This window comes from Sandaracinobacter neustonicus, assembly GCF_006385875.1.
Classification (GTDB): domain Bacteria; phylum Pseudomonadota; class Alphaproteobacteria; order Sphingomonadales; family Sphingomonadaceae; genus Sandaracinobacteroides; species Sandaracinobacteroides neustonicus.
In genome coordinates, this window is the sequence record NZ_VFSU01000034.1 from 25042 (window position 1) to 50229 (window position 25188).

16 protein-coding genes are annotated in these 25188 nt (G+C 65.9%); 11 read left to right on the forward strand and 5 right to left on the reverse strand.

Annotated elements, in window-relative coordinates; all coding sequences use genetic code 11:
- Window positions 1-201 precede the first annotated feature (201 nt).
- Both typA and FJQ54_RS17875 read left to right on the forward strand, forming a co-directional pair.
- The gene (typA, locus tag FJQ54_RS15405) at window positions 202-2025 is read left to right on the forward strand and encodes a translational GTPase TypA (RefSeq protein ID WP_140929315.1); all 1824 of its coding nucleotides are present in this window, start codon (window positions 202-204) and stop codon (window positions 2023-2025) included.
- Between the two features lie 74 nt (window positions 2026-2099).
- Window positions 2100-2804 carry a PEPxxWA-CTERM sorting domain-containing protein gene (locus FJQ54_RS17875; RefSeq protein ID WP_235890493.1) on the forward strand — a complete coding sequence of 235 codons (705 nt, stop codon included), beginning with the start codon at window positions 2100-2102 and terminating at the stop codon, window positions 2802-2804.
- Between the two features lie 90 nt (window positions 2805-2894).
- Here FJQ54_RS17875 and FJQ54_RS15415 read toward each other — a convergent pair whose 3' ends face one another.
- Entirely contained in the window at window positions 2895-3968 is a 1074-nt protein-coding gene (locus FJQ54_RS15415) for a hypothetical protein (protein WP_140929316.1), read from the reverse strand.
- A gap of 113 nt (window positions 3969-4081) precedes the next feature.
- Here FJQ54_RS15415 and FJQ54_RS15420 point away from each other — a divergent pair, with 113 nt between their 5' ends.
- From FJQ54_RS15420 to FJQ54_RS15445, 6 genes are all read left to right on the forward strand, one after another.
- On the forward strand, window positions 4082-4531 hold the full coding sequence (locus tag FJQ54_RS15420; protein ID WP_235890494.1) for a nucleoside deaminase: 450 nt from the start codon (window positions 4082-4084) through the stop codon (window positions 4529-4531).
- A 59-nt stretch (window positions 4532-4590) separates the two neighbouring features.
- Complete coding sequence (locus FJQ54_RS15425; RefSeq protein ID WP_140929317.1) at window positions 4591-4854, forward strand: DksA/TraR family C4-type zinc finger protein; 264 nt, start codon at window positions 4591-4593, stop codon at window positions 4852-4854.
- A gap of 179 nt (window positions 4855-5033) precedes the next feature.
- The gene (gene pepN, locus FJQ54_RS15430) at window positions 5034-7598 is read left to right on the forward strand and encodes an aminopeptidase N (protein ID WP_140929318.1); all 2565 of its coding nucleotides are present in this window, start codon (window positions 5034-5036) and stop codon (window positions 7596-7598) included.
- On the forward strand, window positions 7595-10447 hold the full coding sequence (locus FJQ54_RS15435; RefSeq protein ID WP_140929319.1) for a M16 family metallopeptidase: 2853 nt from the start codon (window positions 7595-7597) through the stop codon (window positions 10445-10447). The genes pepN and FJQ54_RS15435 overlap by 4 nt, the downstream gene beginning before the upstream one ends.
- 241 nt (window positions 10448-10688) lie before the next feature.
- Window positions 10689-12593, forward strand: coding sequence for a flavin-containing monooxygenase (locus tag FJQ54_RS15440; RefSeq protein WP_140929320.1), 1905 nt, complete (start codon window positions 10689-10691; stop codon window positions 12591-12593).
- Between the two features lie 4 nt (window positions 12594-12597).
- On the forward strand, window positions 12598-13296 hold the full coding sequence (locus tag FJQ54_RS15445) for a VIT1/CCC1 transporter family protein (protein WP_140929321.1): 699 nt from the start codon (window positions 12598-12600) through the stop codon (window positions 13294-13296).
- 60 nt (window positions 13297-13356) lie between these two features.
- Here FJQ54_RS15445 and FJQ54_RS15450 read toward each other — a convergent pair whose 3' ends face one another.
- Window positions 13357-16017 (reverse strand): TonB-dependent receptor, encoded by a 2661-nt coding sequence (locus FJQ54_RS15450; protein WP_140929322.1) that lies wholly within the window; start codon window positions 16015-16017, stop codon window positions 13357-13359.
- Between the two features lie 271 nt (window positions 16018-16288).
- Here FJQ54_RS15450 and FJQ54_RS15455 point away from each other — a divergent pair, with 271 nt between their 5' ends.
- On the forward strand, window positions 16289-17065 hold the full coding sequence (locus FJQ54_RS15455; RefSeq protein WP_140929323.1) for an SDR family oxidoreductase: 777 nt from the start codon (window positions 16289-16291) through the stop codon (window positions 17063-17065).
- A 553-nt stretch (window positions 17066-17618) separates the two neighbouring features.
- On the opposite strand, the gene FJQ54_RS15460 is transcribed toward FJQ54_RS15455, so the two are convergent.
- Genes FJQ54_RS15460 through FJQ54_RS15470 form a run of 3 tightly spaced genes read right to left on the reverse strand, consistent with a single transcriptional unit; the run spans window position 17619 to window position 22078 of the window.
- Entirely contained in the window at window positions 17619-18920 is a 1302-nt protein-coding gene (locus FJQ54_RS15460; protein WP_140929324.1) for an amidohydrolase family protein, read from the reverse strand.
- A 59-nt stretch (window positions 18921-18979) separates the two neighbouring features.
- The gene (locus FJQ54_RS15465) at window positions 18980-20671 is read right to left on the reverse strand and encodes an MFS transporter (protein WP_140929325.1); all 1692 of its coding nucleotides are present in this window, start codon (window positions 20669-20671) and stop codon (window positions 18980-18982) included.
- 30 nt (window positions 20672-20701) lie between these two features.
- Window positions 20702-22078, reverse strand: a complete 1377-nt coding sequence (locus tag FJQ54_RS15470) for a DcaP family trimeric outer membrane transporter (protein ID WP_140929326.1) — start codon at window positions 22076-22078, stop codon at window positions 20702-20704.
- A gap of 254 nt (window positions 22079-22332) precedes the next feature.
- Between FJQ54_RS15470 and acs the strand changes: the two genes are divergently transcribed.
- Window positions 22333-24306, forward strand: coding sequence for an acetate--CoA ligase (gene acs / locus FJQ54_RS15475; protein ID WP_140929327.1), 1974 nt, complete (start codon window positions 22333-22335; stop codon window positions 24304-24306).
- The gene (locus FJQ54_RS15480) at window positions 24303-24938 is read left to right on the forward strand and encodes a response regulator transcription factor (protein WP_140929328.1); all 636 of its coding nucleotides are present in this window, start codon (window positions 24303-24305) and stop codon (window positions 24936-24938) included. Before acs ends, FJQ54_RS15480 begins: the two co-directional genes overlap by 4 nt.
- The last annotated feature ends 250 nt before the right edge of the window (window positions 24939-25188 follow it).

Genomic DNA, 25188 nt, shown 5'->3' on the forward strand with positions numbered 1-25188 from the left:
CCTCTTGTTCGACACGGTTAATTCGATAGGCTCCGGCCGCTCGCAAAGTCAACCGCGCCCTATGCGCGCATCCCCCTAAACCCCCTGTGTGCAGCGGTTTCGGCCTGCCGTGCGGAAGCTTCGGATCGCCGCGCTTGTTGCGGCACAGCATTTCATGTATGCGCCGCCGCAACTTCTCCCTCCCGCAATCTGGAACCCCGCATGCAACTCCGCAACGTGGCGATCATCGCCCACGTCGACCATGGCAAGACCACCCTCGTCGATCAGCTTTTCCGCCAGTCCGGCACCTTCCGGGACAATCAGCGTGTGGAAGAGCGCGCGATGGATTCCAACGATCTGGAAAAGGAACGCGGGATCACCATCCTCGCGAAGCCGACGTCGGTGGAATGGAACGGCACCCGCATCAACATCGTCGACACTCCCGGCCACGCCGACTTCGGCGGCGAGGTGGAGCGCATCCTCTCCATGGTGGATGGCGTGATCCTGCTGGTCGATTCGTCGGAAGGCGCGATGCCGCAGACGAAGTTCGTGACGGGCAAGGCGCTGGCGCTGGGCCTGCGCCCTATCGTCGTCGTCAACAAGATCGACCGCCCGGACGAGCGGATTCAGGAAGTTCTGGACGAAGTGTTCGACCTGTTCGTGACGCTGGACGCCACCGATGAACAGCTCGATTTCCCGGTTCTCTATGCGTCCGGCCGCAATGGCTATGCCAATGAAGACCCCACCAAGCGCGAAGGCACGCTGGAGCCGCTGTTCCAGAAGATCGTCGATCATGTCCCCGCCCCGGCGCTCGACGTCGATGCGCCGTTCAGCTTCCTCGTGACGCTGCTGGATCGCGACAATTTCCTTGGCCGCATGCTGACCGGGCGCGTTCAGTCGGGCACGCTGAAGGTCAATCAGGCGATCCACGCCATCGACGCCGACGGCAAGGTGCTGGAAACCGGCCGCGCCTCCAAGGTGCTGGCGTTCCGCGGCCTCGATCGTGTGCCGGTGGACGAAGCCCGCGCCGGGGACATCATCAGCCTTGCCGGCCTTGCCGTCGCGACCGTGTCGAACACCATCGCCGACACCTCGGTGACGGAGCCGATCAAGGCGCAGCCGATTGACCCGCCGACGCTGTCCATGCGCTTTGCAGTGAACGATTCGCCCATGGCCGGCCGCGAAGGCACCAAGGTGACGAGCCGGATGATCCGCGACCGCCTGATGCGCGAAGCGGAATCCAACGTCGCCATCAAGGTGACGGAAAGCGCCGACAAGGACAGCTTCGAAGTCGCCGGGCGCGGCGAACTTCAGCTGGGCGTTCTGATCGAGACGATGCGCCGCGAAGGCTTCGAACTGGGCATCTCGCGCCCGCGCGTGCTGTTCGGCGAGGATGCGGACGGCAACAAGACCGAACCCTATGAAACCGTCGTCATCGACGTGGACGATGAATTCTCGGGCACGGTCGTCGACAAGATGAACATCCGCAAGGCCGAGATGACGGACATGCGGCCCTCGGGCGGCGGCAAGACCCGCATCACCTTCTCCGCGCCGTCGCGCGGGCTGATCGGCTATCATGGCGAATTCCTGTCCGACACGCGCGGCACCGGCATCATGAACCGGCTGTTCGAGAAATATGGCCCCCACAAGGGTCGGATCGAAGGCCGCAAGAACGGCGTTCTGATCTCCAACGGCGCGGGCGAAGCCGTGGCCTATGCGCTGGGGCCGCTGGAAGAGCGCGGCATCCTGTTCGTGGGTGTGGGCGAAGCGCTGTATGAAGGGATGATCATCGGCGAAAACGCCAAGACCGACGATCTTGAAGTCAACCCGATGAAGTCGAAGCAGCTCACCAACTTCCGCGCCAGCGGCAAGGACGACTCGATCCGCCTGACCCCGCCGAAAATCATGACGCTGGAACAGGCCATCGCCTATATCGAAGACGATGAAATGGTCGAAGTCACGCCCAAGAACATCCGCCTGCGCAAACGCTATCTGGATCCGAACGAGCGCAAGCGGCTGTCCCGCAATCTGAAGGCGACCGGCTGAGGTTCGTTAACTTCTTTTGTCTTGTGTTGCGTCAATAACTTTCATAGCCTCTCCGTGGGGAAAACGGAGGGGTTATGAAAACGATATTTTACTTCGCGCTGGCGGCTGCCAGTTTTGCGACGACACCGGCATTGGCAGCATCTGTTGTCGATCAGGCGGCTTATCTGCCACAGGATCCGGGCTATCTGCCCGCCGCGTCCACGCTTCGCCGCAACGGCAATTACGAGCGCTGGCAGGCGATGTCTGTTACCGCCGGGATTTCGGGGCAACTCACGCGAGTCGATCTGCAGGTCGCGCATGTCGTGGGCGATGCCGATCTGGTGCTGCGCATCGGCCATGGCGAGGTGACGGACAGCGGCTGGACCTCTGCAGGCAGCATCTCCACATCTTACCTGCTGGTGCCGACGGTGGCACAGGCGAACGATGGCGACTATCTCAGCGTCGACGTCTCGAGTCTCGGCTTTTTCCAGACCGCCGGCGAGACATTCTCGCTGCTGCTCTCGATCGGCCCGTCGAACTATAACAACACCTACAACTGGACGTTCGGCATGACGAACGATGGCGGCGTGACGTCCACCTACATCGACTATCCGGGTGGTGTGAACCGGCTGAGCGAAGACCATGGTCTCAGCTGGACGCAGGCCGCTGCGGATCGCGGCTTCCGCACATGGGTCGACGCCGGGGCCGTGCCCGAACCAGCCAGCTGGGCGCTGATGATCGCCGGATTCGGCATCGTCGGCGCGGCAGCCCGCCGCCGGAGGGCGGCTGCACAAGTCTGACGCCGGAGGGCGGCTGTTCAGGCCTGACGCCGGGTAAGCGGAACTCAACGATGTCGGCGCGGCCCTGAACAGGGCCGCGCCGCCCGTCTTTTACCGCGCCGCCCGGGCTTCTTCGAACTGCCGCTTCGCATCCTCCCGCGCCTTGCGAGCGACTTCGCCGCTCAGAATCTGGTCGTAGGTGCCGCGCGTGCCTTTCAGGCTGGTTTCCATTTGCCCTGCCATGTCCACCAGATTGCCCTGAAAATTGGGCCGGAAAAACCAGTGGGAGGCCGGTTGCGCGCCATAGAGTTCCCGAAACTTGACCAGCCCGGCGATCTGCGAATCCAGCTTATCTGCCACCTGCTGGATATCGCGCCGGGAAAAGCCGGGGGCAGAGGCTGCCTCGGGGCGCATCGGGTCCCACCAGCTGAACGGGTAATCGGGGGCCTGCGCCTGCAACCCGGCCACGATTTCCTGCCTGCGCGCCGGGTCCGTCTCGGCCCGCGCCAGCACCACCGTCAGCGAAGGGTCGCCCGTGCTGGCCGCCAGTTCGCGCAGCTTCGCCAGCGCCTGCGCCTGCCCCAGCGCCGCAGAGGCCACGTCATAATAGAGCTGCGCCGCATCCAGTTTGCGCGGTGCGGTGCCGGCATACATCGCCTGCGCCTCCGTCCACGCCGTCTGGCTGTCGCCCCGCAATTGGTGGAACAGGAACGCGTTATGGTAATGGTCCGCCGCCGTTTTCGGCCGCTTGATGGGGATGTTGATCTGCGAAGCGTCGCGAATATCCCCCACATCTTCGGCCACCACGTCCAGCTTCTGCTCGATGACGCCCAGCCGCTGGCCGATGGCCTCGATCCCCGATCCGCCGCCGCCGATCATCCACAGGATGGAAAACACCGCGGCCGAAAGGGTCATGAAATGGCCGATGTCGCAGGGCAGGCACTTGATCTTCTCGTCCAGATCCGGCCCCTCCGCCACTGCGGCGGGCTGCACCTGTTTCAGGCAGAAATACAGCGCAACGGCCGCCCCGCCCGCGAACAGCGCTGCCAGCATCCACGCCTGCACGCTGTCCGTCACCATGTTGGCCAGATCGCCCGCCACGCCCACGCTGCCCGCGATCGCCTCTGAAACCGGCTTCTGCCCGGGCCGCACCACCTGCCACAGCAGCTTCGCCTGTCTCGCCATCCCTGATCCCCCTTCACATTTCAGTGCTGTATAAAAAGCCGCCAGCGCGTGCGAAGGCAAGTGCAGATCAATCCACAATTGCCATTGCGGCGGCGCGCGCGCAGTTATGGCCCATGCCGTTTCCGCCCAGCCCGCACATGGCCCGCGCCCTCGCGCTTGCGCAGGAAGCCGCCGCGAAAGCGGAAGTTCCTGTCGGCGCGGTGCTGACCGCGCCCGACGGATCGACCTTGGCCGAAGCGCACAACCTCACCCGAACCCTGCCCGATCCCACCGCCCACGCCGAGATCCTCGCCATCCGCGATGCCGCCGCCCGGCTGGGCAGCGAGCGGCTGATCGGCTGCACCCTGTGGGTCACGCTGGAGCCATGCCCGATGTGCGCCGCCGCCATCGCCGAAGCCCGCATCGCCCGGCTGGTCTATGCCGCAGCCGACCCGAAGGGCGGCGGCGTGGAGCATGGCCCGCGCATCTTCGCCCACAGCCGCCACGCACCGGAAATCATCAGCGGCATCGCCGAAGCCGAAGCCGCCGCTCTGCTGAAGGCCTTCTTCGCCAGCCGCCGCTGACCCCTCTTGGACAGCGCCCGCGCCATCCCATATCCTCGGCTTACCGAAAGGACAGGCCAATGGCAGGCGGATGGGCGCGCGACGGTGCCGTGCAGGATCAGATTGACGACAGCGTGACAGACGCCGTGCTGCTGGCTCGCGCCCGCCTCAGCAGCGGCGAAAGCGCTACCCATTGCGCCGATTGCGGCGAACCCATCCCCGAACGCCGCCGCGCCGCCATGCCCGGCGTGCGAACCTGCGTGACCTGCCAGACAGAAAATGACGGCGCCCGTGCGCTCTCCGCAATCAACCGGCGGGGGAGCAAGGATAGCCAGTTGCGGTAACGGAGGCGCGGCTCACCCCAAAGCGCCGCAGGCATTCACGCCGACCCTCGCGCCAAGCGGATGGCCCCCACCCTGAAGGGGAGGGTGCCGGGTCCCGGGCAGAGCCCGGGCCGCCGGAGGCCTCCAACATCCCCCGCACCCCGGTTGCACCCGGCCGCGCCGCCCCCTAGGTCTGGCGGATGGACTCGCCCGCACCTGTCGCCCCGGCCCGCAAGCGTCTGGTGGATTATCGCCCGCCGGACTGGCTGGTGCCCGAAATGGCGCTGCGGTTCGAGCTGGATGCGGAGCGGACACTGGTGCATGCGCGAATGCGGGTGCGGCGGAACGGCGCGCATGCGTCGGCGCTGCAGCTGGACGGCGAGGAGCTGGAGCTGCTGTCTCTGGCGGTGAATGGCGTGGTTCGGCCGGTGAATGCCGCGCCGGAGGGGTTGGTGCTGGAGATCGACGGCGACGAAGCGCTGATCGAGACCGTGGTGGCCATTCGCCCGGCCGCGAACAGCCGGTTGATGGGGCTGTATAGCTCGGGCGGAAACCTGTGCACCCAGTGCGAGGCTGAGGGGTTTCGCCGCATCACCTTCTTCCCCGACCGGCCCGATGTGCTGAGCCGTTATCAGGTTCGGCTGGAGGCGGATGCTGCGCGCTATCCGGTGCTGCTGGCGAACGGCAATCCCGGGGCGGCCGGGGCGCTGCCGGACGGGCGGCATTTCGCGGAGTGGGACGATCCCTTCCCCAAGCCCTCCTATCTGTTCGCGCTGGTGGCGGGCGATTTGCAGGCGCTGGAGGATGCGTTCGTCACGCTATCCGGCCGCACGGTGAAGCTGGGGATCTGGGTCGCCGCGGCCGATGTGCCGCGTTGTCGCCATGCGATGGAGAGCCTGAAGGCCAGCATGGCGTTCGATGAACAGGTTTATGGCCGCGAATATGATCTGGATGTGTTCAACATCGTCGCGGTGCATGATTTCAACTTCGGCGCGATGGAGAATAAGGGCCTCAATATCTTCAACGCCAAATATGTGCTGGCGGATCCGGATACCGCGACCGACTGGGACTATGACGCCATCGCGGCGATCGTGGCGCATGAATATTTCCACAACTGGTCCGGCAACCGCGTGACCTGCCGGGACTGGTTCCAGCTGAGCCTGAAGGAAGGCTTCACCGTGTTCCGGGATCAGCAGTTTTCTGCCCACATCGGCTCGGCGGCGGTGAAGCGGATCGAGGGGGTGCGGCAGCTGCGCGCGAGCCAGTTCCCCGAGGATGAGGGGCCGCTGGCGCACGCCGTTCGCCCCGAAAGCTACGCCGAGATCAGCAATTTCTACACCGCGACCGTGTATGACAAGGGTGCGGAGCTGATCCGCATGATGGCGACGCGGCTGGGGGCGGCGAAATTCCGCGCCGCGACGGATCGCTATTTCGCCGACAATGACGGCACGGCGGCGACGGTGGAGGATTTTCTGGCCGCCATGCAGTCGCAAGGGCTGGAATCCGAGCTGTTCCGCCGCTGGTATGAGCAGCCGGGCACGCCGCGGGTGGCTGTGCAGGCGACGCATGCGGACGGACGGCTGGAGCTGCTGATCCGCCAATCCAACCCGAAGCTGCCCGGTGCTGCGCCGCTGCCCATTCCGCTGCGCTTCGCGCTGTTCGCAGCGGATGGCCGCAAGCTGCTGGAGCGCGACGATTTGCTGCTGACGGATGCGGAGACGCGGCTGTCAATCGAGGGGATCGCCGAAGCGCCGATCCTGTCTTTGAACCGGGGGTTTGCGGCCCCGATCCTGATCGAGCCTGCGCCGCGACGCGACGAGTTGCTGGTGCTGGCCGCGCATGAGGATGACCCGTTCGCCCGTTACGAGGCGGTGCAGCAATTGATGTTGTCTGCCTTGACGGCGTCGGCGGCGGGCGGTGTGGCCATCGGCCATGACGAAGTTGTGGAGGCGGCCCGCGCGCTGCTGGCGAAGGCGGGGGACGATCCGGCCTTCGTGGCCGAAACACTGCTGCTGCCCAGCGAGGCGCTGATCGGCGACCGGATGCCGATCGTGGACCCGGAGGCGATCCATGCCGCGCGCGAGGAATTGCGGTGCAGCCTATTGTCTGCGCTGCGTGAGCCGTTGTGGGCGGCGTGGCGCGGTTGCGACGCGCCGGAGGGGCAGGCTCCGCGCGCGAAGGGGCTGCGGCGGCTGAAGGGGATTTTGCTCTCCCTGTTGTTGGCGGATGACGGGGCGGAGGCGACCGCAGCGGCCTTTGGCCAGTTCAGTGGCGCTGCCAATATGACGGACCGGATGTCGGCGCTGACGGCGCTGTCGCATTCGCAAGGTGCCGAACGGGACGATGCGTTGCGGCTGTTCGCGGCGCGCTATGACCTGCTGCCCGAGGTGCTGGACAAATGGTTCCTCGCCCAATCCTCCTCCACGCGCCCCGACACGCGGGCGGTGGTGGAGGCGCTGGCGCAGCATCCGCGGTTCGATGCGCGCAACCCGAACCGGCTGCGCGCGCTGGTGCTGGGCTTCGCCATGAACCAGACGCGCTTTCACGATCGCGACGGCGCGGGCTATGCGCTGCTGGCCGGGCATGTGCTGACGGCGGACCGCATCAACCCGCAATCCGCCGCGCGGCTGGTGCAGCCGCTGGCGCGCTGGCGGCGGCTGGCCGAGCCATGGAGGCCGCTGATGCGGGCCGAGCTGGAGCGCATCGCGCACACGCCCGGCCTTTCACGAGACCTGACCGAAGTGGTGACGACGAGCCTGTCATGATGAAAAAGCTGATCCTTGCGGCGCTGCTCGCCGCCACCCCGCTTTCGGCCGTTCCGGCCGTTGCCGCCACTGCGATTGCTGCGCAGCAAAACCCCGCGCCGCTGAGCGCGCTGGTCGCCAAGGTGGACATTCCTTACGAGCAGTTCACGCTGGCCAACGGGCTGCGCGTGATCGTGCATACCGACCGCAAGGCACCCATCGTTTCGGTGAATGTGTGGTATCATGTCGGCTCTGTGGACGAGCCGAAGGGCCGGTCCGGTTTTGCGCATCTGTTCGAGCACATCATGTTCCGGGGTTCCGAACACAGCCGGGTGGATCATTTCAAGCCGCTGGAGGAAGCGGGCGGCAGCCAGTTCAACGGCACCACCGATTTCAACCGCACCAACTATTTCCAGACGGTGCCGACCCCGGCGCTGGATCTGGCCCTGTTCCTGGAATCCGATCGCATGGGCTGGCTGCTGCCCGCGCTGGACGAGAAGGTGGTGAGTTCCGAGCGCGAGATCGTGCTGAACGAGAAGCGCGACGGCGAGAACCAGCCGGGCGGGCTGCTGTTCCCGGCGCTGCTGGCGGCGCTCTATCCGGCGAGCCACCCCTATTCGATCCCCGCCATCGGCCGCGAGCCGGACCTGCGCGCGGCCGGTGTGGAGGATGCGAAAAACTGGTTCCGGGGCCATTATGGCCCGAACAACGCCGTGCTGGTGCTGGCCGGCGATATCGACGCCAAAACGGCGCGGCCAATGGTTGAGCATTGGTTCGGGCAGATTCCGCCCGGGCCGACGCCCGCGCGCTTCGCCAGCCCGGTGCCCGAACGCAGCGCACCCACAAGGCAGACGCTGACGGACAAGGTGGCGACCGTGCAGCTGATGCGCGCATGGCCGCTGCCCGGCGAGGACACGCCCGGCATGGCGGCGCTGGAAGTGGGGCTGGCGACCTTCGGCAGCGGCCCGACCTCTCTGTTGTATGACAGGCTGGTGCGGCGCGAGCGGCTGGCGGTGGGGGTGTCCGCCGATGTGTATGGCTGGGAAGGCGCGAGCATCGCCATGATCGGCGCGGAAGTGCGCCCCGGCGTGGACCCGGCGCAGGTGGAAAAGCGCATCGACGAGTTGCTGGCGGAATGGAAACAGACCGGCCCCAGCGCCGACGAGCTGAACCGCATCGCCACCCGCTCCGTCGCGGGAACGATCCGCGCGTTGGAGCAGGTGGGCGGTTTCGGCGGCAAGGGGCAGACGCTGGCCGAAGGCGCGGTGTTTTCCAATGATCCGGCTGATTACAAGCGGCAGCTGGCGGAAATCGCCGGAGCCACGCCGGAAACCGTGAAAGCCGCCGCCGCGCGTTGGCTGACGCCCAACGATCACCGCGTGACGCTGATGCCCGGCGAGCGCAACCCGACCAGCATCGACGCACCGCAAGCCGAGCGCGTGGTGACGGACGCTGCAAAGCCCGCCACGCCCGGCTTCCAGCCGCAGGGCACGCCCGCAGACCGCAGCTTGGGTGCGCCCGCCGCCGGGGACATCACGAAACTGACCGCGCCGAAGATCGAGCGCGCCACGCTCTCGAACGGGATGAAGGTGCAGTTCGTCGCCAATCATGCCGTGCCGGTGGTGCGCATGCAGCTGGCGCTGGACGGCGGAGTTTCGGCTGACAGCAGGGCGAAGCCGGGCACGCAACGGTTGATGCTTGGGCTGCTGCGTGAAGGAACCAACGGCGCGCTGGGCGCGCTGGACGGGCCGGAAATCGCCCGGCGGCTGGAGCGGCTGGGCAGCAGCGTCTCCGCCTCTGCCGCGCTGGATCGCACGCGCATCAACCTGAACACGCTGACGCCGAACCTTGCCCCATCGCTGCAACTGTTCGCCGATATCGTCAGCCGCCCCGCCTTTCCGGAGGATCAGCTGGAACGGATTCGCGGGCAGGTGCTGGCGGACCTTGCCAATGAAGCCACCGAGCCGGGCGGGGTGGCGATCCGCGCCGCGCCCGCGCTGATCTATGGGCCGGCGCATCCCTATGGGCAGAGCTTCAACGGCAATGGCACGCCGGATGGCGTGAAGGCGGTGACGCGCGCCGATCTGGCGGCCTTCCACGCGGCCTTGCTGCAACCGGCGGACGCGGTGTTGTTCGTGGTGGGCGATACCTCCATGGCCGAAGTTCTGCCGCTGCTGGAGCAGAGTTTCGGCAAGCTGAAGCCCGCCGCCGCGCCGCTGCCGCTGGCGAAGGCGGCGGTGCCTGCTCCGCAGGCCCCCGGCAAGGTGGTGCTTTATGATCGCCCCGGTGCGCCGCAGGCCTTCATTCTGGCTGGTGCGCCGCTGCCGCTGACCGGGCGTGACGACATCCTGCCGCTGGGCCTTGCCAATGACGTGTTCGGTGGGCTGGCGACCAGCCGGTTGAACAAATTGCTGCGCGAGGAAAAGGGCTGGTCTTATGGCGCGTCCTCCTCTGCTGCGCCGACGCGGGGGAACATGCCCTTTCTGCTGACGGCGCCGGTGGATCGGGCGCGGGCGGGTGAATCCATCGCGGCGATCCGGGGCTTGCTGGACGAATTTCATGGCAAGCGCCCGCCCGAGGCGGCGGAGGTGGACCGCGCCCGCGCCTCCTCCATCCGCAGCCTGCCTGCCGATTTCGAAACCGGCGGGGCGATGCTGGGGGCGTTGGAGCGCGCGGTGGTGCTGAACCGGCCTGACGATTATCTGGCGACTCTGCCGGCGCGGATCGAGGCGGTGCCGCTGCAGGCGGTGCGGCAATCGCCCCTGCCCGCCGCCGCCGATCTGGTGTTCATCGTGGTGGGGGACAAGGCGACTCTGGAGCCGCAGCTGAAGGCGCTGGGCCTGCCCGTCGAATTGCGCAGCCTTCCCTAGAGCGGCCTCCTGCCGGTTTGGATCACCGAGACGTGTTTGGGCGGGCCAAGGGGTAGGAGCAAGGAGGGAGCGATGCTTGAGCATCGTGACCGACACGGCGACGCCCCCCTTGGTTCGCCCAAACACGCCTCCGGTCGCCGAAGGCGATCCCGGTGGTCCAAACCGGCTGGAGACCGCTCTAAAGGCGTAGCTTGTCGCCTCGCGCCTCTGGCGGTCCAACGGGCCGAAAGAGGAGAGGATCATGACCAAGCTTTCGCGCGCCGATTTCGAAGCGGCGCTCGTCACCACGCATTTGCCGACGCTCGCCCTGTGCGCGGTGCAGGCCAGCGGCGATGATTCGCTGCTGGACCTTGGCATCCCCGTTTATGATTTCTTCGGCGATGGCATGGGCGATTTCCCGCCCGAGGTGCAGGCGAAAATCCGTGCCGAGGCGGACCGGGTGCTGTGGCCGATCCTCTCTGGCGAGGCGAAGATGGCCGATGCGCCGTCCGAAGCGCGCATCAGCCGCATGATCAGCTGGATCGCGGGCGGCGAAGTGCCCGCGCATTACCTGCCCTTCCTGCAGGAGGAGCTGGCGCTGGACGGGGTGGACCACAAGGCCCCCGCCCCCATCGCCGCGCCGCGCAAGCTGACGGCGCTGATCGTGGGCGCGGGCATGTCCGGCCTGCTGGCGGCTTACCGGCTGCGGCAGGCGGGCGTGGAGGTGACCATCGTTGAGGCGAATTCCGACGTGGGCGGCACATGGTTCCTGAACCGCTACCCCGGCGTGCGGGTGGATACGCCCAACCACCTGTATAGCTATTCGTTCGAGCCGAACCATGACTGGCCGGAATTCTACAGCCAGGGCGAGGTGCTGCTGGGCTATTTCCAGCGCTTCGCCAGCCAGCATGGCTTGCGTGACCTGATCCGCTTCAACACAAAGGTGGAGGCGGCGGAATGGGACGGTGCACGCGGCAAATGGCGGGTGCGGACCTCTGCCGGGCCGATGGAAAGCGACATTCTGATCTCTGCCGTGGGGCAGCTGAACGAGCCGCGTTACCCGGATATTCCCGGCTGCGACAGCTTCGCCGGCCCGGCCTTCCATTCGGCGCGCTGGCGGCCTGACGTGGATTTGAAGGGCAAGCGGGTTGCGGTGATCGGCACGGGGGCGTCGGCCTTCCAGTTCGTGCCGGAAATCGCGCCAGAGGTGGCGCATATGGACGTGTTCCAGCGCACCCCGCCATGGCTTGGGCCCACCGACAATTATCACGATCCGGTGCCGGACGCCTTCCAGTGGGCGGTGGAGCATATCCCCAACTACGACAAATGGTATCGCTTCTGGCTGTTCTGGATGCTGACGGACGGCATCATTCCCAACGTGACGGCGGAAGAGGGTTGGAATGGCCCCGAGGGCACCATTGGCGCGGCCAATGCCGAGTTGCGCGCCGCTCTGGTGGAAAAGATCGCCGCGCAGGTGGAGGCGAACCCGCATCTGCTGCCGCATGTGGTGCCGAGCTATCCGTTCGGCGGCAAGCGTTCGCTGCGCGACAATGGCGTGTGGCTGAAAGCGTTGCAGCGCGACAATGTGGAGCTGGTGACGACCGGGATCGACCATGTGGAGGCCGACGCGGTGATCACCACGGACGGCCAGCGCCACCCGGCCGATGTGCTGATCTATGGCACCGGCTTCCACGCATCGGATTTCCTGCGCAGCTTCACGGTGAAGGGGCTGAGTGGCAAGGATCTGCACGAAAGCTGGGCCGGAGACGCCCGCGCCTATCTGGGAATGATGGTGCCCGGCTTCCCCAATTTCTTCATGATTTATGGGCCGAACACCAATATCGTGGTGAACGGATCGATCATCTTCTTCTCGGAATGTGCGGTGAACTACATTACGGAAGCTGCGCGCCTGATCGCGGCGCAAGGCCCCTTCACCGTTCGGCAGGACGTGCATGACAGCTTCAACGCCAAGGTGGATGCGGAAAATGCGATGATGGCATGGGGGCAGCAGGGCTTCACCAGCTGGTACAAGAACGCCAGCGGTCGCGTCAGCCAGAACTGGCCCTTCGCGCTGGTGCACTATTGGCAGGCGACGCGCAGCCCCAGCCCGGACGATCTGGAGCCGGTGACGCCAGACAGCGCGCCGCCCGGCCAGGCCGCCGCCTGAGCCGATGCGCCGCGCCGCCCATCCCGAACCGCATGCCGTGGAGCGGATCGGCTGGCTGCGGGCGGCGGTGCTGGGCGCGAATGACGGCATCCTGTCTACCGCGGGTCTTGTGATCGGCGTGGCGGGCGCCGGAACGGGCCGATCCGACATCCTGCTGGCGGGGATCGCCGGGATGGCGGCTGGCGCGCTTTCGATGGCGGCGGGGGAATATGTCTCCGTCAGTTCGCAGAAAGATGCGGAAACCGCCGATCTGAAGCGGGAGGCGGCGGAACTGGCGGCGCAGCCGGAGGTGGAGCTGGCCGAACTGGCCGCCATCTACATGGAGCGGGGGATGGACCGGCCCACCGCCGAGCAGGCCGCGCGGCAGACGAGCGAGCATGATGCGCTGGCGGCGCATGCGCGGGCCGAACTGGGCATCACGGCGGCCACCGTCGCCCGGCCGTTGCAGGCGGCGCTGGCCTCTGCGCTGACATTCTCCGCCGGGGCGGCGCTGCCGCTGCTGGCGGTGCGGTTCGCGCCGGAGCCGCAGATCGCCTTTGTGATCGCCGTCACCACCCTGCTCGCGCTGGCGCTGCTGGGCTGGCTGGGGGCATGGGCGGGCAAGGCCCCGCCCGCGCGGGCGGTTTTGCGCGTGAGCTTCTGGGGTGCGATCGCCATGGCCGTCACCTTCGGCATCGGCAAGCTGGTGGGCACCGCCGTCTGACCAACGAAAAAGGGCGGGGTTTCCCCCGCCCTTTCCGTTTCGTGCCTGAGGCGTTGGCCGTCAGAACTTCGTGCGCAGCGTCAGCCCGAAGGTGCGCGGTTCCGCCATGAAGCTGCCGAACAGCGTGGTGGCAGGCGTGCCGTTGCTGGCCGTCTGCGCGATGCTGCCGGAGCCTTGCAGCGGCGCGTTGAACACCACTTGCCGATATTGTTCGTTGAACAGATTCTGCGCCCAGGCCTCGATCTGCCACTTGCGATCATTGCCGTTCAGGCCCAGCCGCGCGTTCACCACCATCACCGGGGCCTGCGCCTTTTCCGGGAACAGGTCAGACCCGGTGTTGATGCCGGATTGCAGCCGGTAATCGACATAGACCAGCGCGCCGATGTCATCCGTCACCGGCGGGGTCCAGGTGAAGGCCCCCGTCTGCACCAGTTCCGGCGCGTTCGACATCTGCTGCCCCGGCAGGTTCGCCAGCGCGGACGTCAGCTTGCGGCCGCCCGCGCCCACCAGATTTTCGCGATACTGGCTCTTGGCGTAGGTGAGGCCGAGGTTCACGCTGATGTTGCGGGCCGGGAAGATCAGGCTTTCCAGTTCCACGCCGGTGGAGGTGACGCCGCCGCGCAGCCGGTCCGGATCGCAGGTGCCGTCGGCTGCCAGAGCGTCGCGGCAGGACTGGATGTTTTCCACCACATAGGAAGTGCCGTTAAAGGTGTTCAGCTGGAACTGATCATACACGGCGCGGAAGGCCGCGACGTTCAGCTGGAACGAGCGCAGGTCCAGCTTGGCGCCGATTTCCATGCTCTTCACCTTCTCCGGCTCGAACGCCAGCTGGGACAGATCAGGCGTGGTCGGGTTCAGCGGCGAACGATCAAGGTTGAAGCCACCGGCCTTATAGCCCAGCGAGTAGCTCGCGTAGGTCATCAGCTGGTCGATCGGCTTCCAGCTGAGCACTGCCGTGCCCGTCCATTCGCTTTCCGACTTCGACGTGCTGTCGGACAGGTTCAGGATGGGGTTGATGGCGCAGGGTGCCGCCGCCAGCGAGGCGAAGGCCGGGTTGGAGGCGATCGCCGTGCAGAGCGTGTTGTCGCCCACGAGATCGACGTCCAGCGTCTTTTTCTCGTTGGTGTAGCGCGCGCCGACGGTCAACTGCAGCGTATCCGGCACCAGATCGAACACATTGTGCGTGAAGATGGCGAAGTTGCGGCTGGTCTGGTGGAAACGATCCTCCACGGTGCCACGGCCGTTGATGGTGTCGCCGGGGCGGCCCACGGCGGCGGCCACCGCGTCATAGCCGTAGAGGCCCGGAATCGCGAGGCCGCTCCACAGCGCGACGGGCGAGCGCAGCGCGGCGGGGATCAGCGGGTTCGACACGATGGCGGTGGCGACGCTGCGGTTCACGCAACCGTTGGAGCCGGGGGCCAGCAGACCGGCATAGCCGATGGAGGCAGCCGTGGCCGACAGGCTGTTGGCCACGAGGCAGTTGGTGTAGGTTGTGGCGTCCTTGCCGAAGCGCAGGTCGTCCGTCATGTCCAGCGTTTCATGGGCGAAATAGCCGCCCACCAGCCAGTCCAGCCGATCATCAAAGGCGCGGCCGTTCAGGCGCAATTCCTGGCTGAAGGTGCGGAAGCGGCGGGTCTGGTTGTCGCGCGCGAGGATGTCCAGATTGTTGAAATCCGCATCCTGCCCCATGCCGACCTGCCAGTCGCGGTAGCCGGTGATGGAGGTGAGATCGCCGAAGCCGAGTGACCAGTTCACTTCGGCCGAAAGACCCCAGTCCTTCACGTCGGAGCGGTAATCGCGGCCCGGGGTGATGGAGGTTTCGCGCGCCGTGGTGTCATCGCTGATCACCGCACCAAGGCCGCGCAGAATGCCGACGATCGGGTTGTTCTGGGTGACGTTCACATTGCCCTGCGCATCGCGCGTGGCCATCTGGAACGGCTGGTAGCTGGCGGCGCAGCATTCTTCGTTGCGCTTGGCGTAATCGCCCGTCACGCGGATCTGCAGATCGTCGTTGGGCGTGAACAGCAGCTGGCCGCGCAGCAGCCAGCGGTCGCGATCGTTCACGGAACGGCCCGAAATCACGTCCGTCACGAAACCGTCGCGGCGGGTGAACACGCCATCCACACGATAGGCCAGCTTGTCTGCGATCAGCGGGCCGGTCACGCCGCCGGCGATGCGCCAGTAATCGAAATTGCCATAGGAGACTTCGGCGGTGCCGCCGGTTTCGAACTCCGGCTTGGCCGTCACGATGTTGATCAGGCCTGCCGAGGCGTTGCGGCCGAACAGCGTGCCCTGCGGCCCGCGCAGCACTTCGATCCGCTCGATCGCGCCCAGTTCGGTGAGGCCGACGCCCGAGCGCGAGCGATAGACGCCATCGATGAACACCGCGACCGAGGATTCGAGGCCGGGGTTGTCGCCCACGGTGCCGATGCCGCGAATCCGCGCCACGCCGCCGCCGGATTCCGACGAGGAGGAGGAGACGAGCAGCGACGGGCTGATCTGGTTCAGCTGGCGGATATCCGACGCACCGGAATTCTGCAGGCTTTCAGCCGTGATCGCGCTGACGGCGATCGGCACGTCGCTGAGCGCCTGCGCGCGCTTGGTGGCGGTGATGATGATATCGCCGCCGAAATCGCTTTCGGATTCGACGGCCTGGCTGTCCTGAGCAGCGACGGGCATAGCGCAAAGCAGCGCCACAGACGCGAGAAGGGTGGAACGCATGATGTCTCCCAAGGGTAATGTGAATGCGGCGCCCTCCACAGCGGCCGCTGATTGACCGGTCAGCTAGGCGTCTGGCGCAAGCTGGTCAAGCTTTGCTGCGCCGCACAAGTTCGCTTTGAGACCCTCACTGTTGCAACAGGGCCACGCTATTCGCGGCGTTTCGCCGCAGTTTCAGACGAAAGTCGCGTTTCCATCCCATTACCCTCCCAGCTTCGAGGCTGGAAGCCTCTGCGGCAATGCATTAGCGAGCGGCCAGCAAAGGGAGGACTTTATGGCACGTCTGGAAGGCAAGATCGCGCTCGTCACCGGGGCCGCATCCGGGCTGGGCAAGCGGATGGCGGAACGCTTCGCAGGCGAAGGCGCGCGCGTGCTGCTGACGGACCTGAACGGCGAAGGCGCAGTCGCGGCTGCCGCCGCCATCGGCCCCAACGCCGCCGGGTTCGCGCATGATGTGACGAGCGAAGCGCAATGGATCGCCGCGATCGCCGAAGCCAAACGACTGTTCGGTGGGCTGCACATCCTTGTGAACAACGCCGGAATCGGCACCCCCGGCAGCGTGGAAGACACCAGCCTGGAGAGCTGGCGGCTGGTGCACGCCATCGATCTGGACGGCGTGTTCCTCGGCTGCAAACACGCCATCCCGCTGATCCGCGAAACCACCCGCGCGGAAGGGAGCCGCGGCTCCATCCTCAACATTTCGTCCATCGCAGGCGTCATCGCCTCGGGGCGGATGGCGGCCTATAACAGCGCCAAGGCCGGGGTGCGCCACCTCACCAAATCCGTCGCACTGCACTGCGCCTCCAAAAAAGACGCCATCACCTGCAACTCCATCCACCCCACCTTCATGGACACGCCAATCCTCGACAATTTCCAAAGCGCGGGCGTGACCAAAGAGGATGTGAAAGCCAAACTCGGCCGCCAGGTGCCGCTGGGCGTGATCGGCGAACCCGACGACGTGGCATGGGGGGCTGTCTACCTCTGCTCGGATGAAGCCCGCTTCGTGACCGGAGCGGAGCTGTTCATCGATGGGGGGATTTCGGCGATGTGAGTGGGCGGGGGTTTCTGCCTCCGGCGGCCAAGGGCTCTGCCCTTGGAACCCGGCAGGGAAATGATTTTCCTGCACCCTCTGACTTTGCGTTGCGGCCCAGCTCCAACGCTATGTGAGTGATCAGATTCCATTGCCTGCGGCGCTAAGCTTCTCTCTCCCCCTGCAAGGGGGAGAGTTGGAGAGGGGGTGTCACCGCCGGGCCTGAGCCACAACATCCCCTCAAACCCGCTATCATCCCAACCCACTTTCCAACCCGCTCAGGCTGAGCTTGTCGAAGCCCTCAACGCGAAAGCGCAACGGCTAAGCCCGGGTCACACCAGATGGGGCTTCGACAAGCTCAGCCTGAGCGGGAGGAGGGGCAATTGGAGACTCCCCCAAAAGCGCCGCAGGCCATAAACCCCCAACTTCGCGCCAAGCGGATGGCCCCCACCCCAACCCCTCCCCTGAAGGGGAGGGGCTAAATAAAAAAGTCCGGGGGTGCAGGGGCGTCACGCCCCTGCCGGGTCTCGGGCAGAGCCCGAGCCGCCGGAGGCAAATACCACGCCCCCGCCGCTCATTCCCCCCGATACGCCGCGCGGGGATAGGCTCGCCCACGTTTCACCACGGTTTCCACGCTGCGGATGTTGGCGATGTCGGCCAGCGGGTCTGCGCGAAGGATCACGAAGTCGGCGAGTTTGCCGGGGGTGAGGGTGCCGCGCTCTTTCTCTTGCCCGGCGGCGACTGCGCCGAGCCGGGTGGCGGCTTCGATCACGGCCATGGGCGGCATTTTCACGTCTCGGGCGAGGAACAGCAGTTCTTCATGCACTTCGGGCCATGGCTCGCTGGCGGGGAGGGTGAAGTCGGTGCCGGTGGAGATGGGCACGCCCATGGCGACGGCTTGTTGGGTGAGGGCGATCACGGCTTTGCCGGAGCAGCGCAGAGGGTTGGCTTTCGGGTCTGCCTTGCGGCTGGCGTCTTCGCGGACGAACAGGCTGCCGGTTGCGTCGACGAGGATATGCTGGGCGAGGATTCGCCGGAACAGCCCGGCCATCACCGGGTCGTCTGGTTTCAGCAGCCGTTCGTCGACGGGGGTGCGGTCTTCGTAGGAGGGGTGGATGTTCGGCTCCACCTGATAGGCGAGGTAGCAGATGTGGCTGACGCTATCGACGCCCGCTTCGATGCCGTCTGCCGGGCGGGTGGGGAAGATGGCGCTGTGCGCCCACACCATCAGCCCTTGTTTATGCGCTTCGGCCGTCAGCGCGGTGACGAGGTGGGGCGGCAGGTCTGCGTAGATTTTGATGGCGGTGGCCCCGGTTCCGCGTACCAGCGTCATCGCCTGTTTCAGGTCCGTGCTGTCGTCGATGGCTTGCATCCATGGCGCGGTGCCGGGTTTCCAGCCCCGGCTGGCGGCGGCCACGCGCGGGTCTGCGAAGAAATCCGGGCCTGCGGTGATGGCGGCGAAGAAGATGTCGGGCGCGGGGATTTCCGCTTCGCGCGCGGCGCGCGCCAGTTCGGCGACGGCGCGGTCATCGTCCGCCATGCTGCGCACCATGGTGACGCCGCCATAGAGGTTGCGGCGCAATTTCGCCTCGGCCTCTTGGCGGTTGGGTGGGGTGGCGAGGTGGACATGGCTGTCCACAAGACCGGGGATGATGGTGCGGCCCGCCACATCCACGCGGGTTGCGCCGCCAGCGTTCAGGCTGCCGCGCGGGCCGATGGCGAGGATGCGTTCGCCCGAGACGAGCAGATCCTGATTCAGGCGGGCGGGCGCGCCGGTGCCGTCTATGATGGTGGCGCCGGAGTAGAGGGTGGCGGGTTCGGCGAGTGCCGGGGCCGACAGTAGGGCGGCGATCAGGGCAGGAAGCAGGCGTTTCATCCGCCCGGAATAGAAAGCGGGGGGCCGTTGCACAACGGCCCCCCGCCTGTTTCCGACCCTCAGTTGTCGATGTTGCGCCGGAAGGTTTCCGGCAGGAACACAAGGCCGATCACGAAGGTGAGGCCCGCGACGAGGATCGGATACCACAGCCCGAAGGTGATATCCCCGGTTGCCGCCACCATGGCGAAGGCGATGGTGGGCAGGAAGCCGCCGAACCAGCCGTTGCCGATGTGATAGGGCAGGGACATCGCCGAATAGCGGATGCGGGTGGGGAACAATTCCACCAGCAGCGCGGCGATGGGGCCGTAGACCATGGTGACATACAGCACCATGATGAACAGGATCAGCACCACCATCGGCTTGTTCATCGCCGCCGGATCGGCCTTGTCCGGATAGCCTGCCGTGGTGAGTGCGGCCTTGGCTTCGTCTGCGAAGGCGCTGATGGCGGCCTTGCGGTCATCCCCGGCCAGCACCGACGGATCGGCGATGGAGAGCGTCACGCCGCCGATCTGCACGGTTGCGCCCTTGCCGGTGCCCGCAGTCTCGATGTTGTTGTACGAGATGCCGGCCTTGGCGAGGAAGCTTTTGGCAACGTCGCAGCCGCTGGTGTCATATTTCGTCTTGCCGATCGGATCGAACTGCACCGAGCAGCTGGCCGGATCGGCCGACACGGTGACGGGCGCGCTGGCCCGGGCGTGCGACATCGCGGGGTTGGCATAGCGTTCCAGTGCGCTGAACAGCGGGAAGTAGGTGAGCGCGGCGAGCAGAAGCCCGGTGAGGATGATCGGCTTGCGGCCGATCTTGTCCGACAGCCAGCCGAAGATCACGAAGAAGGGCGTTGCAAGGGCAAGCGCGATGGCGATCAGGATGTTGGTGGTCGCGCCATCCACGCGCATCATCTTTTCAAGGTAGAACAGCGCATAGAATTGCCCGGTGTACCAGATGACGGCCTGCCCCGTGACGGCCCCGAACAGCGCGATCAGCACGACCTTCAGGTTCGCCCACTGGCCGAAGGCTTCCGTCAGCGGCCGCTTGGAGGTGGTGCCTTCTTCCTTCATCTTCTTGAAGACGGGGCTTTCCTCCAGCTGCATGCGGATCCACAGCGAAACGCCCAGCAGCAGCACCGAAACGAGGAAGGGAATCCGCCAGCCCCATTCCTTGAAGGCATCCTCGCCGACGATGAAGCGGGTGCCGATCACCACCAGCAGCGCAAGGAACAGGCCCAGCGTGGCGGTGGTCTGGATGAAGCTGGTGTACAGCCCGCGCTTGTTGTTGGGCGCATGTTCGGCGACATAGGTGGCAGCGCCGCCATATTCGCCGCCCAGCGCAAGGCCCTGCAGCATCCGCAGCAAAACGAGGATCAGCGGAGCCGCCACGCCGATGGCAGCATAGTTGGGAAGCACGCCGACGCAGAAGGTGGCGACGCCCATCAGCCCCATGGTGACGAGGAAGGTGTATTTCCGCCCCACCATGTCGCCCAGACGGCCGAACACCAGCGCGCCGAACGGCCGCACGGCGAAGCCCGCCGCGAACGCGCCCAGCGCGAAGATGAAGCCGGTGGTTTCGTTCACGCCCGAGAAGAACTGGGCGGTGATGATGGTGGCCAGAAGGCCGTACAGGTAGAAATCATACCATTCGAAGACCGTGCCGAGCGAGGAGGCGAGGATCACCTTCCGCTCGCTCTGGGTTGGCTCATGATGTTTCGGCAATGCCCCCGGATCGTCGAGAGCGTCTGCGGTTGGCGGTGTCATCTCTCTCTCCCTGTTTTGTGTGACAATTGATCAGAAGCTGTATTTCGCGGCAAGCTCGAAACGATCGAGGCGACCGGTCGCGCCCGAAACGATCTCCCGCTCGGCGTGGCGATATTCGATGCCGACATCGAGCGCCTTCACCGGCGTCCAGAACAGGTTGCCCGCCAGGCTCCATGCGGATTTGTTCGCGGCGGGCGGGATCAGCAGATCGGGGTAATCGACATTCTGAAAGCTCGCCATGAAGGTGGAGCGGACGTTCGCCGTCCAGCCGAACTTCAGGGCGGCGAAGCCCGCGACCGTTCTTACGGTGGAAAGATCGGTGCCCGCCAGCACGGCGTCGGGTGCGAAGTTCAGGCCGAGATAATGGCCGATGCCCTGCCCGTAGTTCAGCATGAAACGCAGATCGTGGCGGCCATCCGGGCCGAAGGGGATTTTCCCCGCGCCGGAGATGCCGAAGCCCAGCTTGCTGTCGCCCTCGCCGGACTCGTTCACCGCGCGAACTTCGTGCAGCAAACCGGCCAGCGAGAACTCGGCCTTGCCGGATTTCACCACCAGCTTGGTCGTGAGGTCTGGCAGGCGATCATCGTCATTCTCGATCAGCGCGGCCGAGGTGGTGCTGATGGTGGCGGATTCGGGATTCTCCAGCGCCACCGCGAGCTGCACCTTGGGCGAGAGCGTTGCGGTGTAGCGAATGAGCGGCTGGCGCACGAACACCGAGCCTTCCGTGGGGCCGATGAAATCGGTGGTTTCCGGCAGCACGCCGACATTCTGGAAGGTGGACCAGTCCTGCCCGATCAGCAGCTGGCCGGATTTGCCGGTTAGGGTGAAATAGGCCCGGCGCAGCGCCGGATTGTAGCCGTTGGTCGTGCGCTCGGAACCTTGCGAGCCTTGCGCCGTCTGGAAGTCGATCTCGGTATAGACGCCGACCGTCTGTTCCCCCAGCGGGGTGGAGCCGGAGAGCCAGAAGCGGCTCTGCTTCACATGCATATTGCTGTGCGTGGTGGCCTCGCCGCCGATGGGAATCTGCTGCGGCAGATAGAAATCGCGCAGCAACTGGCCGGACGAGGTGGTGCCCGCCGAATAGCGCGATACCGCAGACCACAGCTTCACATAGCCGCCGATCTTCAGCGTGGTGTTGCCGGATTTGAAGCCATCCGCTGCGGGTTTCGCGGCCTTTTCCTCCAGCGCGGCGACACGGGTTTCCAGCGCCGGGGCTGCCGGGGCAGCGGCTACGGCGGCGGGCGTTGCTGCGGCCTTTGCTGCAGCCAGTTCGGCCTTCAGCCGACCGATCTCGGCTTCCATCGCAGACAGCCGCTGCTCGATATCGGCAGTGGAACTTTGCGCGGCGGCGGGTGCGCAGAGCGCGGTCGCAGACAGCAGCGCAAGGCCGATGTGGCGTGGTGACATGGCGATTCTCCCCGCCCGTCGCCGCTTCTCCCAAGCGGCTTTCGGGCAGGCTGGATCATCGCGGCTGAACCGGGGGCGGAAACAGCCCGGCGAAAGTCTTGTGCGACAAAGGTCTTGGGCTGCCTGTGATTCCCGACAAAGGTCGGGGCTTCCCCATCCCGCGCGATTGGCGCTAGCCTGCGGCCAACATGCCGGGTGCGCGCCGTGGGAGTCGGTGCCCCGTTATCTGGGAATAGCATTGGGGAGAGTTTCGGATGAACGATCATGTCTATCCCGTGCCCGCGGACTGGGCCGAGCGCGCCAAGATCAACAAGGAGCGCTACGCGGAGCTGTATCGCGAGAGCCTGAGCAATCCGGACGCCTTCTGGCGGCGCGAAGCGCAGCGGCTGGACTGGCAGAAGCCCTTCACCAAAGTGTCCGAAAGCAGCTTCGACGAAGCGACCTTCGGAATCAGCTGGTTCTCAGACGGGCAGCTGAACGTCTCCGCCAATTGCATCGATCGGCATCTGGCCGAGCGCGGCGACCAGCCCGCCATCATCTGGGAGCCGGACAGCCCCCCTGAAATGGGTGGGGGCGAAGGCCGCATCATCACTTATGCGCAGCTGCACGAGGCCGTGTGCCGGTTGGCGAACGGCCTGAAATCGCTGGGTATCCGCAAGGGCGACCGTGTCACCATCTATCTGCCGATGATCCCTGAGGCCGCCATTTCGATGCTGGCCTGCGCGCGGATCGGTGCCATCCATTCCGTGGTGTTCGGCGGTTTTTCCCCGGATTCCATCGCCAACCGGGTGCAGGATTGCGATTCGCGGCTGATCATCACCGCAGACGAAGGGCTGCGCGGCGGCAAGGTCGTGCCGCTGAAGGCCAATGTGGATGAAGCGCTGAAGCTGCTGCACGGCCCCACCGTGGAAAAGGTGGTGGTGGTGACGCGCACCGGCGCGGGCGTGTGGATGGAGGAGGGCCGCGACCTTTCTTACGAGGAGCTGGTCGCCGCGCAATCGCCCGACTGCCCGGCGGACGTGTTGAACGCGGAAGACCCGCTGTTCATCCTCTATACCTCGGGCTCCACCGGCAAGCCCAAGGGCGTGCTGCACACCATGGGCGGCTATCTCACCTGGGCTTCGATGACGCATGAATATGTGTTCGATTACCGCCCCGGCGAGATTTTCTGGTGCGCCGCCGACGTGGGCTGGGTCACGGGCCATTCCTATGTCGTTTATGGTTCGCTGGCGAACGGGGCCACCACGCTGATGTATGAAGGCGTGCCGAACTTCCCCGATTTCAGCCGCTTCTGGCAGATCATCGACAAGTATCAGGTGCAGATTTTCTATGCCGCGCCCACCGCGCTGCGCGCACTGATGCGCGAAGGTGATGACTGGGTGACGAAAACCAGCCGCGCTTCGCTGCGCCTGCTGGGTTCGGTGGGCGAACCGATCAACCCGGAAGCGTGGGAATGGTATCACCGCGTGGTGGGCGAGGGCCGCTGCCCCATCGTCGACACATGGTGGCAGACGGAAACCGGCGCGGCGATGATCACGCCCATGCCCGGCGCGACGGACCTGAAGCCCGGCTCTGCCAGCTTCCCGATGTTCGGCGTGGAACCGCAACTGGTGGATGGCGACGGCCATGTGCTGGAGGGCGCGACCGAGGGGAACCTCGTGCTCACCCGCAGCTGGCCGGGGCAGATGCGCACCGTGTGGGGCGATCACCGCCGCTTCTTCGAAACCTATTTCACCACCTATCGCGGCAAATATTTCACCGGAGACGGCTGCCGCCGCGACGCGGACGGCTATTACTGGATCACCGGCCGGGTGGATGATGTGATCAACGTGTCTGGCCACCGCATGGGCACGGCGGAGGTGGAAAGCGCGCTGGTGGCGCACGCCAAGGTCGCCGAAGCGGCCGTGGTGGGCTATCCGCACGATCTGAAGGGGCAGGGCATTTACGCCTATGTCACGCTGAACGCGAATGACGTGCCGTCTGAAGCGCTGCGCCGCGATCTGGTGCAGTGGGTGCGAAAAGAGATCGGCCCCATCGCCACGCCGGACGTGATCCAGTTCGCGCCGGGCCTGCCGAAAACGCGGTCCGGCAAGATCATGCGCCGCATCCTGCGCAAGATTGCGGAGAATGACGTCTCCAGCCTTGGCGACACCAGCACGCTGGCCGATCCCTCTGTTGTGGCAGACCTTGTTGCCAATCGCGCGGGAGCCTCCGATAAGGCGGCATGACCAATGTCGTCATTGCCGACGACCACCCCATGTTTCGCGCGGCCCTCAGGCTCGCGGTGCAGGGGGTGGCCCCGTCTGCAGCGATTCGGGAGGCCGGAACGCTGGATCAGGCGCTTGAGGCGGTGCGGGCGGAGCCCGCGCCGGACCTGATTCTGCTCGATTTACGCATGCCCGGTGCCGAAGGCTGTTCCGGCGTCGCCATGGTGCATGCGGAGCGGCCGGATACGCCGATTCTGGTGATTTCCGCCGCTGACGCCCGCGCGGCAGCGCCGCAGGTGCGGGCCTGGGGGGCGATCGGCTTCCTCTCCAAATCCACGGACCTGCCGGAGATCGAAGCCGCCGTCGCCCGGGCGCTGAACGGAGAGGCGGACCCTGCCCCGCAACCGTCCGACGCACAGGACGCCGAGCTGGAGGATATGGCCGCGCGCATCGCCAGCCTGACGCCGACGCAACTGAAGGTGCTGATGGGGGTGCTGAAGGGCAAGCTGAACAAGCAGATCGCCTGGGAACTGGATATCTCCGAAGCGACCGTGAAGGGCCATATGACGGCGCTGATGCGCAAGATGAACGTGATGAACCGCACGCAGGCCGTGCTGGCGGCGCAGGCGCTGCAACTGGAGCCGCACGTTTGAGGGGCTGATTTCCGGGCGTTTTTCCAACGCTCCCCCCCCGGGGGCTGTCGGCCTTTGCCGCCTCTCCCCTCCGCCCGCTCAGGCTGAGCTTGTCGAAGCCCGTGGAGGATGCCAGCCCCGGCTCAGCCGTTGCGCTTTGACGTCCGGGGCTTCGACAAGCTCAGCCTGAGCGGGGGAGAGGTCAGCTGGAGCGGGACAGAGGACAGGCTCCAGACAGAGAACCGGCAGGCGACGCCTGATCACAGAGCAT

Excerpts from the sequence above, each read along its gene's own strand:
- FJQ54_RS15465 (WP_140929325.1), bottom strand. The coding sequence starts at position 20,671 with ATGACACCGCCAACCGCAGACGCTCTCGACGATCCGGGGGCATTGCCG.
- FJQ54_RS15470 (WP_140929326.1), bottom strand. The coding sequence starts at position 22,078 with ATGTCACCACGCCACATCGGCCTTGCGCTGCTGTCTGCGACCGCGCTC.
- acs (WP_140929327.1), top strand. The coding sequence starts at position 22,333 with ATGAACGATCATGTCTATCCCGTGCCCGCGGACTGGGCCGAGCGCGCC.
- FJQ54_RS15450 (WP_140929322.1), bottom strand. The coding sequence starts at position 16,017 with ATGCGTTCCACCCTTCTCGCGTCTGTGGCGCTGCTTTGCGCTATGCCC.
- FJQ54_RS15455 (WP_140929323.1), top strand. The coding sequence starts at position 16,289 with ATGGCACGTCTGGAAGGCAAGATCGCGCTCGTCACCGGGGCCGCATCC.
- FJQ54_RS15435 (WP_140929319.1), top strand. The coding sequence starts at position 7,595 with ATGATGAAAAAGCTGATCCTTGCGGCGCTGCTCGCCGCCACCCCGCTT.
- typA (WP_140929315.1), top strand. The coding sequence starts at position 202 with ATGCAACTCCGCAACGTGGCGATCATCGCCCACGTCGACCATGGCAAG.
- FJQ54_RS15480 (WP_140929328.1), top strand. The coding sequence starts at position 24,303 with ATGACCAATGTCGTCATTGCCGACGACCACCCCATGTTTCGCGCGGCC.
- FJQ54_RS15420 (WP_235890494.1), top strand. The coding sequence starts at position 4,082 with ATGCCGTTTCCGCCCAGCCCGCACATGGCCCGCGCCCTCGCGCTTGCG.
- pepN (WP_140929318.1), top strand. The coding sequence starts at position 5,034 with ATGGACTCGCCCGCACCTGTCGCCCCGGCCCGCAAGCGTCTGGTGGAT.
- FJQ54_RS15425 (WP_140929317.1), top strand. The coding sequence starts at position 4,591 with ATGGCAGGCGGATGGGCGCGCGACGGTGCCGTGCAGGATCAGATTGAC.
- FJQ54_RS15445 (WP_140929321.1), top strand. The coding sequence starts at position 12,598 with ATGCGCCGCGCCGCCCATCCCGAACCGCATGCCGTGGAGCGGATCGGC.
- FJQ54_RS17875 (WP_235890493.1), top strand. The coding sequence starts at position 2,100 with ATGAAAACGATATTTTACTTCGCGCTGGCGGCTGCCAGTTTTGCGACG.
- FJQ54_RS15440 (WP_140929320.1), top strand. The coding sequence starts at position 10,689 with ATGACCAAGCTTTCGCGCGCCGATTTCGAAGCGGCGCTCGTCACCACG.
- FJQ54_RS15460 (WP_140929324.1), bottom strand. The coding sequence starts at position 18,920 with ATGAAACGCCTGCTTCCTGCCCTGATCGCCGCCCTACTGTCGGCCCCG.
- FJQ54_RS15415 (WP_140929316.1), bottom strand. The coding sequence starts at position 3,968 with ATGGCGAGACAGGCGAAGCTGCTGTGGCAGGTGGTGCGGCCCGGGCAG.